Genomic DNA, 15,288 nt, shown 5'->3' on the forward strand with positions numbered 1-15,288 from the left:
TTATACAGACACCGGCCTTACTGTATAATGATCGCTGACGTCGATGTTCAAGTCACCCAGTGGAACCTGCCTTTATGTCCAGATTCTGGAGCCCCCGCGTTCGCCAGCTCGTGCCTTATGTGCCCGGCGAGCAGCCCCAAATCGAACAGTTGATCAAGCTCAATACCAACGAGAACCCCTATCCGCCGTCGCCTCGGGTTGCCCAGGTGCTTGACGATGCTGCGCTGCGGGAGCGTCTGCGGCTGTATCCGGACCCGGAGTCGCGCCGCTTTTCCCAGGCCGTGGCCGATTATTACCAGATCGAGCGCGACCAGGTATTTGTCGGCAACGGCTCGGACGAGGTCTTGGCGTTGGCGTTTATGGCATTTTTCCAGCAGGACAAGCCGCTTCTTTATCCCGATATCACCTACAGCTTTTACCCCGTGTACTGCCAATTGTTTGGCATCGAAGCAGAAACTGTGGCGCTGGGGGAAGACTTTCGACTCAAGCTCACCGATTTTGATCGCCCTAATGGCGGCATCATTTTCCCCAATCCGAATGCGCCCACCAGCCTGGGGTTGCCGCTGGCCGAGATCGAGGCCCTGCTGACGCGCAATAGGGATTCAGTGGTGATTGTCGATGAAGCGTACGTGGACTACGGTGCGGAGAGTGCGGTGGCTTTGGTCCAGCGGTTTCCGAACCTGTTGGTGGTGCAGACGCTGTCCAAATCCCGATCGCTTGCGGGGCTGCGTCTGGGGTACGCGATTGGCCACCCGGCGTTGATTGAAGGCCTGGAGCGGGTTAAAAACTCCTTTAACTCCTATCCGGTCGACGCCTTGGCGCAAGCGGCCGGTGAAGCGGCAATGGCTGATACTGCCTACTTTGAACAGTGTCGAGATCGGGTTATCGCGACGCGCGAGCGCACCCGCACTGCCCTTGAGACCCTGGATTTTACGGTGCTGCCCTCACAGGCCAACTTCCTGTTTGCCCGCCCGCCCGCGGGGCAGAGCGCCGAGGCACTGGCGCAGCAGCTGCGCGACGCCCGTATCCTGGTGCGTTATTTCAATAAACCCCGGATCAGCGAGTTCCTGAGGATCAGTGTTGGCACCGATGCGGAAATGGACGCGTTCTTGGCGGCGCTGGGGGATTGCCTGGGACAGTGAAAAAATGACCTTGACTTAGGGTGATTTGGACAAAAAGCGAAAAAAGCGTGGATTGTTGTGCCATACTGGCCTTAATATAAGGAAGTTTTACGGATATCGCTTGCACATCGTTGGATGTTTTAATAGATTGACGCAATAATCTTCTTAGAAGTGAATATTTGAGCACGGCCAATTTTTATTATTATTGGCAATGACGGGCCGCCCCACGGACACGACACGCGATATGTCAAACCAAAACACAGCGGTAGAGCTGATCAAGAAGTTTCAGCAGCTCTTTACTGATCTGAACCACAAGCAGATCGCCGAGCGGCTGGTAAAAATGGTCGCTGTCAAAAGTGCCGTCAGTCGAGCGGTGCTGGTGGTCGAGCGCGACAGCCGCCTCTACGTTGAAGCAGTGGCCAGTAAACGCGACGAACAAATTCAGGTCAGTGCCCTGGCTACGCCCCTCAAGAAGATAAATGGTCTCCCCCACGAGGCGATTACCAACGCCTTCGTATCCGGACAAATCAGCTCCCTTAGCGCCGAATCCATCCGTGCTCACGGCACCCATTCCGCACAGCCTGGCGTTGCCGGGGCTTATCTTTATCCTGTGCTGGAGCGCGGCAAGCCCATGGCCGTGTACTACATCGAAACCGAGCAGAGCCTCGCGCACCTGAGTCGCGCGGTGAGTGAGCTGGATACGGTCTGGACCTTCAGCTCACTCTTGATCCGACAAGTGATTGAGATGTGGCGCCACGATGAACAGGCCGAGCGCTTCCGTCTGGCTGAACAGGCGCTGTGGGCCAGTGAAACCTATCTGAATGCGATTTTGCACCACTCGCCGGCGCTGATTTCGGTGAAAGACCTGGACGGCAATGTGGTGCTTGCGAGCGAGCACTACAAGGAGCTGGCCCAGGTAGACGAGGCCGGGTTCGTCGGTAAAAACGTGTTCGATATCTACCCGGCGGATATTGCGCAGCAGTTGTGGGATATCGACCTGGCGACCCGGGAGAAGGATCGACCCCAGGAAACCGAGCTGGAGCTGATGCACAAGGACGGCAGTCTGCATACCTACTTGATGGTAAAATTTCCACTGCGCAACCAGCTCAACGAAATTTTTGGTGTGTGTACCATCTGTACGGACATCTCCGAGCGTAAGCTCGCGGAAAATGCCCTGCGAGAACAGCAGTCGCGGCTCAACTATCTGGCCTTCCACGACTCGCTCACCGCCCTTCCCAACCGCTCCCTGTTTTACGATCGCATCTACCACAGCCTGAGTCGCGCGCGCCGCAGCAACAGTAAAGTGGCGGTGATGCTGCTGGATATCGACCGGTTCAAGAACGTCAACGACAGCCTCGGCCACGATGCCGGGGATTTGATGTTGAAGGCCATTGCCGTGCGCCTGAAGGAGAGTGTGCGCGACATGGATACGGTGGCGCGCCTGGGGGGCGATGAATTTGTGGTCGTGCTCGAAGGTGTGCACGATATGGACGATGTGATTTTTGTGGCCAACAAGATTCTGGCCATGGTCACCAAACCCATTGATATTTACGGTCACGATATCACTACCACCGCCAGTATCGGCGTGAGTGTATTCCCTGAGCACGGCGACGATGCCGATGATCTTTTGAAGAACGCCGACATCGCCATGTACAAGGCCAAAGAGGCGGGCAAAAATACCTGCCAGTTCTACGCCAGTGGTATGAGCGCCTCGGCGGTGAATTACCTGTTGCTGGAAAATGATTTGCGCCGGGCCTTGGAGCAGAATCAGCTGATTTTGTACTATCAGCCCCAAGTGGATATGCGCACCGGTGAGTTGGTGGGGGTGGAGGCGCTGGTGCGCTGGAAGCACCCCGAGCGCGGCCTGATTTCGCCAGCGCACTTTATTCCGTTGGCAGAAGAAACCGGCTTGATTGTGCCACTCGGCGAATGGGTTCTCTATCAGGCTTGTCTGCAGCGCAAGTGCTGGCTCGACCGTGGTATGCAGGTGGGACGGATTGCGGTCAACCTGTCGCCACGGCAGTTCCGACAGCGCAACTTCCCGGGCAAGGTTGATCAGATACTGATGAGTGTCGGCCTGCCGGCCGAGCTGCTGGAGCTGGAAATTACCGAAAACTGCGCCATGGAGCACGCTGGGGAGACCATCAACCAGTTGCACCAACTGCATCGCATGGGGCTGTGCCTGGCCATCGACGATTTTGGTACCGGTTATTCATCACTCTCGTACTTGCGCCGCTTCCCGATTCAGCGCCTGAAAATCGACAGCAGTTTTATTCGCGATATCGAGGGGATCGAGTCGGACGGTGCGATCGCCCGCTCCATTATCGATCTGGCGCGCAATATGCACCTCAATGTGGTCGCCGAAGGGGTTGAAAACCCCGGTCAAGCGGCCTGGCTCCAGGCCGAAGGTTGCGACCAAGGGCAGGGCTTCCTCTATTCCCAACCCCTCTCGGCCGAGCAGCTCGAAGGCCACTTTGTGCGCGGCAAGTTTGCCCACGACGCCAATGTCATCTCACTGAAGCGTATCGCCAGCGCGGCCTCCTGATTACCCCCAGCTCCCGCTAACGCTATTCCTCGTTTTCCAATGAATCGTCCTGTCCGATAAAGAAGGGTGGATCGTCGCTGGTCAGTGTGTCTTGAAGATCGGCCAACTGGCTGGCCACTTGGCGGGTCTGGCGCTTGAAGCGTGCCAGGTGGAAGAGTGCCTCACCCTCATGGGCCAGGGGCAGGTTGTTGGCGCCGATCACAATGGCCTCATCCGGGGCGGTAATCGGGGTTTCATTGAGTCCGGTGGGGTCGGCAATGTAGCCGAGCACTTCACCGCGCTTGACCCGGTCGCCGAGCGCGATGCGGGTGCGCATCACGCCACTGGCGGGGGCGCGCACCCAACGGCTATCGTCGGCCACCACCGGGTTGTGGACTTTCTGGGCTTTCTTGCGGCTCGGCAGCATGCCCAGCTCGCGCATCACGTTGACAATCCCCCGGGTGCCGGCACGGATACACAGCTCGTCAAAACGCAACGCCTCGCCCGCTTCGTACAGCAACAAGGGAATGCCCAGTTCCCCAGCCGCCGCGCGCAGCGAGCCGTCGCGCAGTTTGGCGTCGAGCACCACCGGGACATCGAAGGCCATGGCCAGGTCGTGGGTAATCGGATCGCTCAGATCGGCGCGGATTTGGGGCAGGTTGCTGCGGTGACGGGCACCTGTGTGCAGGTCAATGCCGTGGGTGCATTGGCGCAGGATCTCCTCCACAAACCGGTGCGCGACGCGCCCCGCCAGTGAGCCCCGGTCGCTGCCGGGAAAACTGCGGTTGAGATCGCGGCCGTCGGGCAGGTAGCGGGACTGGTTCAGAAAGCCGTGAACATTGACCACCGGGATAGCGATCAGGGCGCCGCGCAGCTGATTGATCTGTTTGTAGTTGAGCAGTCGGCGAATGATATCGATGCCGTTGAGCTCGTCGCCGTGAACCGCCGCACACACGAACAGGTGCGGGCCGGGGCGCTTGCCATTGATAACGTGTACGGTCAGTTCCACGTCCGTGTGGGTGTACATGGCAGCCAGGGGAATGTCTACCGAGGTCCGCTCTCCCGGGGCGATATCAATCCCCCCGATGTGCAGGGTTTTATTTTTTGGGCGCATGGCGTTCGGTACCTGTCAGCGGGTTCAGCCTTTACCGCCGCGTGTGCGGTTCTGGTGAGGCTTGGCGTTTTCTTCAATAAACGCAATGATCGCGCTGGCAACGTCCTTGTGGGTGGCGCCCTCGATACCCTCGAGCCCCGGGGACGAGTTCACCTCCATCACCAACGGCCCGCGCGAAGAGCGCAACAGGTCAACACCGGCGAGTTGCAGGCCCATGGTCTGGGCGGCCTTGACGGCGGTGCGGCGCTCGGTCGGTGTCAATTTGACCAGTTGCGCCGAGCCGCCGCGATGCAGGTTCGAGCGGAACTCGCCTTCCTGGGCGGTGCGTTGCATTGAGGCCACCACCTTGTTGCCGATCACCAGGCAGCGGATATCCGAGCCGCCGGCCTCTTTGATAAATTCCTGTACCAGAAACTCTGCACGTAACTCCCGAAACGCCTCGATCACGCTCTCCGCGGCCTTGACCGTCTCCGCCAGGATTACACCTCGGCCCTGGGTGCCTTCGCACAGCTTGACCACCAGAGGCGCGCCGCCCACCAGTTTGATCAGCTCCTTGGTGTTGTGCACGCGAAAGGCGAAGCTGGTCTTGGGCATGCCCACGCCTTTGCGCGACAGCAGTTGCAGCGCGCGCAGTTTATCCCGTGAGCGCCCGAGTGCGACCGATTCGGTCATACAGTAGACCCCCATCATTTCGAACTGGCGAATGACCGCCAGGCCGTAGTGGGTGACTGAGGCGCCGATGCGCGGAATCACCGCGTCAAAGTTCTCCAGTTTATCGCCCTTGTGCCAGATGGCGGGGTGGGCGGAGGTGATATCCATGTAGCAGTCGAGAATATCAACCACGTGCATCTCGTGGCCGCGTGCTTTACCCGCCTCAATCAGGCGGCGGGTCGAGTACAGGCGGCGGTTGCGTGACAAAATAGCTATTTTCATAACGCTCTCTTAATTAGGGGGTTGGGTTTTGGTGCCACCGAGCACAAACGACTGCTCGCTATCGACCAGGTACTCACCACTCAGCGCGGTGCGCCCGAGCAGCATCCGAAAGCGCATGGTCTCGCGGTCGGTCAGCGTGACCTCGGCGGAAAACTGCCTGTCGCCGACTTGCAGCACGGTCTCAATCACATAGCGCTGCTCGCTGTGACCGCCGGAGTCTGTGACTTTACGCTGATCCTTGATTTTGGCTTCGCAGGTCAGCGCGTAGTCGATATTGTCCTGGCGTGGGTGCAGGCCAAAGCGTACCCAGCGTTCGCCTTCGCGCTCGAAGGGTTCGACAAAATAGGCGTGTAGGGCACTGGTGCGTGCGCCGGTGTCTACCTTGGCTTTGATCACCGGCGTATCGCCGGAACTCTCGATAGCTGGCAGGCTGACCCATTCTCGCCAGCCCACGACCGGTCGTGATTCTGCAGTCACAGCTGTCCCTCAGTTTGTGGCTTCGATGGCTAGTTTACCTGTTAAGTGTGGCTCGGTGGCGAGAAAAGTCCAGTGAACGATAAAAGTTGTTGTCTGGGCGGTGCCTGGCGGTTGCGTCAAAAACCCTTGTGATGACGACAAAAATTTTTAGTTTTGCGCGCTAGATAGGCTGTGGTAAATAGCAACCTGATGTGTGGCTTGCCAGAGGAGCGCCCGTATGTCGGTAACCGATGATGATCTGTTGGATATGGATGATGCTCAGGAAGAGGAAACCACTCGCTTGACTGGCCGGGAGGCCAATCAGTTCGTGCTGGAGATGCGCCGTAAAATCGAAGACCGGCTCGAGCGTCGTCGCTTGCGCGATCAGCTCGGCTGCGACGACCTTTGGGAACTGGACTGCTAGGTCAGTGCCTTTGCCAGCAGGGCCGCCAGGCCCTGCTTAACACTCAGATCCTTCCCCGCCCGGCCATAGCAGGCATACAGGGTGCGCTGGAACACGGGCGCATCAAGTACCGGATACACCGCCGCCTCCGCCTCGATCAATGCCGCCGGCAGGTAGGCACACAGACGTTGTTCGCGCACCAGGGTCAAGGCCACATCGAGATTGTTGGTGAACAGCCGGGCATCCTGCTCGCCCAGCTTGCGGGCTTGAAATTGGTCGAAGGCCGCCCCCCAGTCCACCGCCAGATAACCGCGGGCAAGGGCTTGTTCACGCCCGAGGCTGGGCTCTCCGGTGGCCAACTGTAGTGGCCAGGGGCACAGTTTGGTACCGGTCAGCTCAGCGCTGCGCGGCAGCTCGTCCAAAATCACGATATCCAATTGTTGGGCATTGAGGCGCTCAATCAGCTCCTGGCTTTGGTGGGCCTCGGCACGCAGGCGCAGCGTCGGCTGATCAGCGCTCAGGGCGGCCAATGGTCCGCTCAGGGCCAAGCGCCAGATCGCGGGCGCTGCGCCCAGGGCGATGGCGGACGGTTGCTGCTGACCGAGCGCGACGGCCTGGCGCGCTTCCTGCCAGGCCGTCACCAGTTGCTGAGCGTGAGGCAGGAGCCGCTCGCCTTCCTCGGTCATCTGGATATTGCCTCTGATGCGGTGCAGCAGTCTGACGCCGAGGCTTTGTTCGAGCTGGCGAATACGTGCGCTGACCGCCGCCGGGGTCAGAAACAGGTGGTCGGCCGCACGTCCAAAGTGGCGTGTGCGGGTGACCTCGATAAAGGTTTTGAACAGTTCGATATCCACGGCTAAAAGCGGTAGTGACTGTGCAGACTGAGCCGGTTGCCCCGAGGGGTGTCGGCAAAGGCGAGGGCGACATTGAGGCCCGGGCGCACGTAGCGGCCGGTGCGCAGGGTGATCTCGTCGCCCCAGAAGGTGTTGGCGTACTCGGCGCCGATGTGGGTATCCCGATCCAGGTAAAAGTCCGCTCCGAGGTAGTGTTTGGCGCGTGCCTGTTGCTCGAAGTACCGGCCGCTGGGCGCATCGGTGTCGAGCACTCCCGCGTCCAGATGCACAAAATGTCCCGCGCCCAGGTCGAGCAGATAGCGCAGTTGCAGGTTGGCGTCGTAGCCATCGTCATTGAGGGTAGTGGTGATACGCAGGTGCTCCAGAGGCATAACGCCCACCTGGGCAATCCAGCCGCTGTCGGTGCCGGCGCCGGTACGATCGTTGATCAGGGCGGCGCGCGCGTAGAACTGGGTGTCTGGCACGTAAAATTCAAGGCCCGCGAGCACCCGGTCGAGATCCTCTTCGGCGCGGGCAAAGAGGTTGCTGGCGCGGGCGGTATAGCTCGCTTGCGCGCGCGGGTAACGGTGGCCCGGGTTGACCGGGGCAAAATGGTGCACAGCGTAGGCATCAAGGGAGTTGGTGGTGTCGTTGCGGATGTTGAGCTGGGCGCCGACCTCGGTTTGATAGCTGCTGGCAAGGGCGCCAGGTACCCACCCGACGACGAGGGTGGCGGCCAGAAGGGTAGCACGCATTGAGAGGTCTCCCGAACAGTACCAGTGAGCGAAGCGCTCAATTTCTCCCGGCTATTGTAGAGGATTGCGCGCTAACTGCCAGCATCTCGCGTTTTCAGCCTACCAGTCCGCGGCATCGGCAGGCAAAGCGCTCGCCATCGTCCAGACGCAGTGCGGTCAACTCGCCGCCCCAAACGCAGCCGGTGTCCAGTGCCACGACGTTGCTCGCATCAGTGCGACCCTCAAGGGCGGCCCAGTGGCCGAAGAGAATGCGCTGGTCGCGGCAGCGATGGTTGGCGTGCGCAAACCAGGGTTTGTAGCCCTGGGGGTGTTTACCCGGTGCAGTTTTGGTTTCCAGATCCAGGTGTCCCTCGGCGGAGCAAAAGCGCATGCGTGTGAAGTAGTTGGTGATCACGCGCAGGCGATCATTGCCGGTGAGATCGTCAGACCAGATGGCCGGGTTGTTGCCGTACATGGCCGCGAGAAAGCCCTCGAGTTGATCGCCGCGGATGACGGCTTCGACCTCGGCCGCCCGGGCCAGCGCCTGGGCCAGGTCCCACTGGGGCGGAATACCGGCGTGAACCATGGTGTATTGCAACTCAGGGTCGTGATGTACCAGTTTAAGCTGGCGCAACCAGTGCAGTATGTCGTCGCGCTCCGGCGCGTCCAGAATCTCCGTCAGGGTGTCTTTGCGGTTGGGTTTCTTGAACCCGTAAGCCACGGCCAGAAAGTGCAGGTCGTGATTGCCGTGCACCGCGACCACGCTCTCACCCAGTTCCATGAGCAGGCGCAGGGTATCGAGCGATCCCGGGCCGCGGTTGATCAGGTCGCCCGCCACCCAAAGGGTATCCACCGAGGGATCGAAGCGGACTTTGTCGAGCAGCTTTGTCAGCGGCAGGTAGCAGCCCTGAATGTCGCCGACGGCGTAGGTGCTCATGGGTTGACTCCGATCATCAGTGGACGGCGTGCGGTGGTACCAGGGCGAAGGCGGGAATCGCCGCGTCAAAGACCCGACCGTCGTCGTCGCGCATCTGGTAGCTGCCTTGCATCAAACCCGTCTCGGTCTCCAGCACCACACCACTGGTGTAGGTGTAGTGCTCGCCGGGGGCGATATAGGGCTGTTCTCCGACCACGCCTTCGCCCATCACCTCCTGGGTGCGCTCGGCTTCATCCTTGATGATCCAGTGGCGACTGAGTAGCTGGGCGCCGCGTGGGCCCTGGTTGCTGATGGTAATGGTGTAAGCGTAGACGTAACGTCGGGCCTCGGGTATGGATTGTCCGGGCACGTAGTCGGTGGTCACCGCAACGGCGATATCGGTAGGGGTGTCGGGATTCGGGTTCACAGCAGTTCCTCGGGGTCTATCAAGTTGCTGATGGTGACGTAGTCGGCAACCGAGAGGTTCTCCGGGCGTACGCCGGTGTCCACCGGCAGGGTATCGATGCGCTCGGTGGGCAGCAGTTGCTTGAGGGCGTTGCGCAGGGTTTTGCGGCGCTGCTGAAAGGCGACATTGACCAGTCGCGCGAGTAGCTTGGGGTCGCGCGCTTCCAGCGGTGGTGTGGTGTAGGGGCGTAATCGAACGATGGCCGAGTCGACCTTGGGCGCCGGGTCGAAGGCGCCCGGGGGGACCTCGAACAACCAGTCCACCTGACAGTAATATTGCACCATCACGGTCAGGCGCCCGAAGGCTTTCTCACCCGGTGCGGCGGCCATGCGCTTGACCACTTCTTTTTGCAGCATAAAGTGCATATCGTGCACTTGTCCGGCAAAGCTCAGCAGGTGAAAGATCAAAGGCGTTGAAATATTGTAGGGCAGATTGCCGACAATACGCAGCGGCTGCCCGGGGCTCGTCAGCTGACTGAAATCGAAACGCAGGGCATCGGTCTGAAACAGTTCAAAATCCGGGTGCTTTTCGAAGCGTACTCGCAACCAAGGGACCAGATCCCGATCCAGTTCGATGACCCTGAGATGATTGCAGCGCTCGGCCAGTAGACCGGTAATGGCGCCCTTGCCCGGGCCGATCTCTACGATCCGGTCATTTTCACCCGGGTGTATCGCGTCGACGATACGCTGGACAATATTCTGGTCGACCAGAAAGTTCTGGCCGAAGCGCTTGCGCGCCCGATGGCCGCCGAGTGGGGTCTGGGCTTTGCTCATGATGACGGGCCCTCCTGGGCCATGCGGGCCTGCACCATGGCTTGTGCATAGCGCAACGCGGTATCGAGGCTGCCTGGGTCAGCCTTGCCGGTACCGGCCAAATCCAGGGCGGTACCGTGATCCACAGAGGTGCGGACAATGGGCAGCCCGAGGGTGATATTGACGGCGTTGCCAAAGCCTTTGTATTTCAGCACCGGCAGTCCCTGGTCGTGGTACATGGCGAGCACGGCATCGGCCCGCTCCAGGTATTTGGGGGTGAACAGGGTGTCCGCCGGCAGCGGCCCTTCCAGACTCATCCCGGTGCGACGCAGTTCGTTCAGTACCGGTTCGATGATGTCGATTTCCTCGCGCCCCATGTGTCCGCCTTCACCGGCGTGTGGGTTGAGGCCGGCAACCAGAATATGAGGATCGGCTATGCCGAACTGTTGCTGCAGATCGGCATGCAGGATGCGCGTCACGCGGGTCAGCTCTTCGGGGGTGATGGCGTCCGCCACCGCCCGCAGGGGCAGGTGTGTGGTGACCAGGGCCACGCGCAGCCCTTCGGTGGCGAGCATCATCACCACCTTGTCGGTGCCGGTGCGCTCAGCCAGGTATTCGGTGTGGCCGCTGAAGCGAATGCCCGCCTCGTTGATGACACCCTTGTGTACGGGGCCGGTTACCAGCGCTGCGAACTGCCCGGCCAGGCAGCCGTCGATCGCCGCGTCGAGGGTGTCGAGCACGTAGCGGGCGTTGCGCGCGTCGAGGTGTCCAGCGCGGGCAGGCGTTGCCAGGCGAACAGGTACCACGGTCAGTTCGCCGTGGGCGTTGGCGCGTGCCGGGGCCTTGGGATCGAATTCGCGCAGGCGCAGGGCCAACCCCAGGTCGCGCGCGCGTGCCTGCAGAAGCTGTGGGTCGGCGATGACGATGTGTTCACTCAGGGGGTCGGGCCGTTGGGCCAGGGCGACCAGCAGGTCGGGTCCTATGCCCCCGGGTTCGCCGGGGGTAATGGCAATGCGAGCAGGTTGTGAGGTCATGGTGGTCTAGCGTTTGATCTCGATGTAGGCGTTGTCGCGCAACTCGCTGATCCAGGTTTGCAGCTCCTCGTCAAAACGGCGCTGGCGCAGCATCTGCGCGGCCTGGTTGCGCATCATTTCGCGGCTCATGTCCTGTTCACGGCGGTCGTCAACCTTGAGAATGTGCCAGCCGAACTGGCTGCGGAAGGGGCCGGCAATTTCGCCGATATCACTGGCGGCCATGGCCTCTTCGAACGCGGGTACGAAGCTGCCCGGGGCGGCCCAGCCCAGATCACCACCGCCCATACGCGAACCGATGTCCTGGGAGTGTTCCCGGGCCAGTTCGGCAAAGTCAGCGCCGTCTTCCTCGACCCGTCGACGCAGCTCCTGCAGGCGCGCTTGAGCGTCCTCGTCGGACACAATTTCAGTGACTTCGATCAGAATATGGCGCGCTCGGGTCTGGGTCACCAATTGCTCACCGCCGCCGCGCTGTTCCAGATTTTTGAGGATGTGAAAGCCCGCGCCGCTGCGGAAGGGCTCGGTGATCTGACCCACCGACAGGCCTTCGACCGCGTTGCTGAACAACTCGGGCAGTTGGCCGAGCTTGCGCCAGCCCAGGTCGCCGCCGCTGAGGGCGGTGTTCTGGTCGTTGGAGTAGGTCATGGCCATCTGGCCGAAGTCCGCGCCTTCGCGCAGCTCCTCGACGATGCCGCGAGCCTGCTGTTCGGCCTCGCGCACCGTGTCTTGATCGGCGTTGCCGCTGACCGCAATCAGGATATGCCCAAGGCGGTAATCGGGCGAGGTGGCAAAGCGCCCATCGGTGGAGGCGAGAAAGCTGTTGACGTCCTGTTCGCTGACCCGAATCCGGCTGTTCACGATAGCCTGCTGAATCTGGTTGACCGTGAGGTCCCGGCGGATATCCCGGCGGAAGTCCTCGAAGCTGGTGCCCTGCTGAGCGAGCTCCCGGGCCAGTTGCTCCTGAGTGAGCTGGTTGTTGCGCAGGATATTCTGAATGGCCTGATCGACCTGGCTGTCAGTGACGCGAATCTCGAAACGCTCGCCCTGCATCAACTGCAGGCGCTCGTAGATCAACTGGTCGAGAATCTGGGTCTCGAGCACGTCCATCGGGGGCAGTTGGCCCGCCTGGTTGCTGGCGCGCACCCGGTCGAGGATAGCTGCGACCCGGGCATTGAGTTCGCTTTCCATCACCACGTCTTCATCGACGATGGCCACCACGCGATCCAGGTGTTGAGTTTGCGCATGAACGGTGCCAACGCAGGCCATCATCAGGCCCAGTGCCAGCAGTCGAACTGAATGTGTGATGCAAAAAACGCGGTTACCCATAATATGTCGTGCTCTGTCTATTGAAGTGTGGATGCTCGCCGGGCGCCTAGTGTAACGCTTTTTCGCGCGCTTCATAGCCCGGAATGGCTTTGCCCAGCATGCTCGTGATGCGTTCATTGATACTGCCCAGCCCTTTGAACTGGATATCGAAAACAATGCCCTCGTCATAATCTTCCCTGCGCACCTCGGCGAGCAGATCCGGGTTGTAATCAAAGTCCAGCCAGCGCCGGGCCACGACCCGGATGCGGTAGCAGCAGTCATCGTATTCGAGACCGGCAAAGACGTAGAGTTCCCGGTTGTAGGTCAGGTCGTAGTTGTAGCGCCCGATAACACTCCAGCCCCCGGCGATGGGCCAGTGGACGGTGGCGTCCACCTGATCCAGGCTGCGATCGAGAAACGAGTCCGGATCGAGTCGGTCGGGTACAGGCTGGCGCCGGTTGAAGCGGTAGGAGAGGTTGGCGATGCGGGCCTGATCGTCGAAATAACGGACACTCAGGCTACCGCTCTCGATCTGGCTGGCGCCGGGGTTGTAGACCAGGTCGTTGGTCAATTGCAGGTGGTCGCCCACGCGCGCCTGCAGGCGTGTGGCGATGTCGGACTTGTCCAGGGTGTCCTCTTCCTGGGGGCGACCGCGGCGGTTGATTTCCCGGTCGCGGTTGTAAAAAATCCGGCCCACGCCAAGGCTGGCGCGCTCAATGCCGGTGGCGTTGTCGATAAAGCGGCTGGTCAGCCCCAGGGTCCACTGGTCGGCATCGTCGATCCGGTCGCCCCCGGTGAAGCGCGAGGTGCGGTACAGTTGGTTGTAGCCGAAAGTGGGTTCGCGGGTGTCAAAATCGACGTTGCGATTGTTGGCCGTTATCTCAAACAGCTCGCTGTGGTCTTCAAGTTCGCTGTAGAAATAGAAGGCGCGCGGCTCCAGGGTCTGGGTGTAGCGGCTGCCGAAGCGCTCGAACACCAGTCCCATGTCGAGGCTGGTCTGAGCAGCGTCCAGGCTGGGCCGGGCATTGGCGTCCTCGGTCAGCGCTTCGGGTTTAAGGTCATAGTTCAGGGTTCGGTAACCGACGCCGGGTTTAAAGAAGCCCCAGTTCCAGTCTTTATCCCAGCTCACTCGATAGTCGGTGCGCAGGCGTTCACCCAGAATCAGGTTGTCGGTGTCTTCTTCAAAGTAATCGTTGACATCAAAGCGGGTGAATTCATTATCCAGCTCCACCAGAAGGTCGCCCGGCAGGCGGTAGTTGCCGTCCAGATTGATGCGCGGTAGCTCCCGGTAGGGTTCCTGGCGTGTCGTGACCGAGAGAGTACGTTCTTCTTCGCCGCGAATCCCGAACAGCCAGTTGTCGGCCCGGTAGTTGGCGCTGGCGATCTTGCTGACCCGCGCCTGGCGGTTGGCGTCCAGGGCGCCGGCGTCCAGATCGCGCAAATAGTCCGGGTCGCTCAGCTCGGTGTAGTCGATCTGGGTACTCCAGCGCTGCTCGCCGCCGCCCCCGGTCTGGTCGATCTGATAAACCCAGCGCGCTTGCCCGCGGTAGGGGTAAGCTTCCTCCTCGGTTATCTCGCCGTCAGCGATCTGGTTATCCAGGCGGCGATTGTACCCGCCCCGGTCGTTGTTCAGATACGCGCCGCTCAGGTCCGTTTCAAAATAGCGCGACAGGTGCCGGGTTTCCACATCCCAGAGGGTTCCTCGGCGCGACATATACTGCGGGGTAATGGTCATATCAGCCTGGGGCGCGATATTCCAGTAAAAGGGGACGGTGATCTCGGTGCCGTTGCGGCGGCTGTAGCTGGCCGAGGGGAACAGGAAACCGGTCAGGCGATCGTCGCCCACGGGAAAGCGGACGTAGGGCGTATACAGCGTCGGGACATCCTTGATATTGAGCCGGGCGTGACGGGCGGTGCCGTAATTTTTTTCGGGGTGCAGGGTGATTCGGGCGCCGGACACGCTCCAGGTATTGTCATCGGGGGCGCAGCTGGTAAAGCGGCTGCTGTCCATACGAATGAATTCATTCCCGATGCGCTCCAGGCGGTTGGCTTGGCCGCGAATATGGACCTGATGGATGACAAACTCGGCGTCTTTCAGCTGAACATTGTCGCCGTCCTGTTGCATGCTCGCTTCGCTGGCCTTGAGCAGCAGACCGGGTTCACGGATTTCGATATTGCCAAAGGCCTCGGTGTCGCCGGTTTCCTGGTCGTAATTCAGGCGATCGGCCGACAAACTGCGGTAGCCCTGGTAGAGCTCGACGTCGCCGATCAGCTCGATACGGGTTTCCTGGCGAATGTTGGAGTTGTCTGCGCTTGCCCGAATCGGGGCGAGGGAGGGGTCGAGCAGGGCGTCGTCATCGTCCCGGATCGGGCTGACGTAGGCGCCGCAGCAGTGGCGGCGTGTCAGCCCACGCTGCTCCGGGGTCAGGGCTTCGGCGGGCACCCAGTCCAGGTGCTCGCTGCTGGGCTGGCTCGGGACCTCGGCCAGCGCCAGGCCAGCGCTGCTCAGTAGCAGGGCGGCGCTGGCCTGGGTGGTCAGTGAGCGGGCGAGCGCGGCCTGGCGGCGAGTCAACGTCATCTTAGTGCGGTCTCGGAGTGCTCGGGCGCCATTACCGGGGCCCGGAATTGGTTGATACACCCCCGTCGGGGCGCTGGTGCAAGAGCGCGATTCTACTTGAATCGGCGCGAGCATGGAATGAA

14 protein-coding genes are annotated in these 15,288 nt (G+C 60.9%); 3 read left to right on the forward strand and 11 right to left on the reverse strand.

What is annotated here, in order from left to right:
• The first annotated feature begins 74 nt into the window (after positions 1-74).
• Both hisC and DKW72_RS03895 read left to right on the forward strand, forming a co-directional pair.
• On the forward strand, positions 75-1,142 hold the full coding sequence (gene hisC, locus DKW72_RS03890) for a histidinol-phosphate transaminase (RefSeq protein WP_111641020.1): 1,068 nt from the start codon (positions 75-77) through the stop codon (positions 1,140-1,142).
• Positions 1,143-1,365: 223 nt separating this feature from the next.
• Positions 1,366-3,666, forward strand: coding sequence for a putative bifunctional diguanylate cyclase/phosphodiesterase (locus DKW72_RS03895; protein ID WP_111641021.1), 2,301 nt, complete (start codon positions 1,366-1,368; stop codon positions 3,664-3,666).
• 22 nt (positions 3,667-3,688) lie between these two features.
• Here DKW72_RS03895 and DKW72_RS03900 read toward each other — a convergent pair whose 3' ends face one another.
• Genes DKW72_RS03900 through DKW72_RS16560 form a run of 3 tightly spaced genes read right to left on the reverse strand, consistent with a single transcriptional unit; the run spans position 3,689 to position 6,169 of the window.
• A complete protein-coding gene (locus tag DKW72_RS03900) occupies positions 3,689-4,759 on the reverse strand; it encodes a succinylglutamate desuccinylase/aspartoacylase family protein (protein WP_111641022.1) in 1,071 nt (356 codons plus the stop codon).
• 24 nt (positions 4,760-4,783) lie between these two features.
• Entirely contained in the window at positions 4,784-5,692 is a 909-nt protein-coding gene (rimK, locus tag DKW72_RS03905) for a 30S ribosomal protein S6--L-glutamate ligase (protein ID WP_111641023.1), read from the reverse strand.
• A 9-nt stretch (positions 5,693-5,701) separates the two neighbouring features.
• On the reverse strand, positions 5,702-6,169 hold the full coding sequence (locus DKW72_RS16560; RefSeq protein WP_111641024.1) for an ATP-dependent zinc protease family protein: 468 nt from the start codon (positions 6,167-6,169) through the stop codon (positions 5,702-5,704).
• A gap of 217 nt (positions 6,170-6,386) precedes the next feature.
• Here DKW72_RS16560 and DKW72_RS03915 point away from each other — a divergent pair, with 217 nt between their 5' ends.
• The gene (locus DKW72_RS03915; protein ID WP_111641025.1) at positions 6,387-6,572 is read left to right on the forward strand and encodes a PA3496 family putative envelope integrity protein; all 186 of its coding nucleotides are present in this window, start codon (positions 6,387-6,389) and stop codon (positions 6,570-6,572) included.
• Here the strand turns inward: DKW72_RS03915 and DKW72_RS03920 are convergent.
• The 8 genes from DKW72_RS03920 to DKW72_RS03955 form a co-directional block, all read right to left on the reverse strand.
• Entirely contained in the window at positions 6,569-7,405 is an 837-nt protein-coding gene (locus tag DKW72_RS03920) for a LysR family transcriptional regulator (RefSeq protein WP_111641026.1), read from the reverse strand. The genes DKW72_RS03915 and DKW72_RS03920 overlap by 4 nt on opposite strands.
• A gap of 2 nt (positions 7,406-7,407) precedes the next feature.
• Positions 7,408-8,139 (reverse strand): hypothetical protein, encoded by a 732-nt coding sequence (locus DKW72_RS03925; RefSeq protein ID WP_111641027.1) that lies wholly within the window; start codon positions 8,137-8,139, stop codon positions 7,408-7,410.
• Between the two features lie 94 nt (positions 8,140-8,233).
• Positions 8,234-9,055, reverse strand: coding sequence for a symmetrical bis(5'-nucleosyl)-tetraphosphatase (locus DKW72_RS03930; protein ID WP_111641028.1), 822 nt, complete (start codon positions 9,053-9,055; stop codon positions 8,234-8,236).
• Positions 9,056-9,071: 16 nt separating this feature from the next.
• Positions 9,072-9,461, reverse strand: coding sequence for a Co2+/Mg2+ efflux protein ApaG (gene apaG, locus DKW72_RS03935; protein ID WP_111641029.1), 390 nt, complete (start codon positions 9,459-9,461; stop codon positions 9,072-9,074).
• A complete protein-coding gene (gene rsmA, locus DKW72_RS03940; RefSeq protein WP_111641030.1) occupies positions 9,458-10,273 on the reverse strand; it encodes a 16S rRNA (adenine(1518)-N(6)/adenine(1519)-N(6))-dimethyltransferase RsmA in 816 nt (271 codons plus the stop codon). The genes apaG and rsmA overlap by 4 nt, the downstream gene beginning before the upstream one ends.
• A complete protein-coding gene (gene pdxA, locus DKW72_RS03945) occupies positions 10,270-11,286 on the reverse strand; it encodes a 4-hydroxythreonine-4-phosphate dehydrogenase PdxA (RefSeq protein WP_111641031.1) in 1,017 nt (338 codons plus the stop codon). Before pdxA ends, rsmA begins: the two co-directional genes overlap by 4 nt.
• A 6-nt stretch (positions 11,287-11,292) precedes the next feature.
• Positions 11,293-12,609, reverse strand: a complete 1,317-nt coding sequence (locus tag DKW72_RS03950) for a peptidylprolyl isomerase (RefSeq protein ID WP_111641032.1) — start codon at positions 12,607-12,609, stop codon at positions 11,293-11,295.
• Between the two features lie 46 nt (positions 12,610-12,655).
• On the reverse strand, positions 12,656-15,166 hold the full coding sequence (locus DKW72_RS03955) for an LPS-assembly protein LptD (protein ID WP_198411211.1): 2,511 nt from the start codon (positions 15,164-15,166) through the stop codon (positions 12,656-12,658).
• Between the last annotated feature and the right edge of the window lie 122 nt (positions 15,167-15,288).

It is taken from the genome of Marinimicrobium alkaliphilum (genome assembly GCF_003259155.1).
Lineage (GTDB): Bacteria > Pseudomonadota > Gammaproteobacteria > Pseudomonadales > Cellvibrionaceae > Marinimicrobium_A > Marinimicrobium_A alkaliphilum.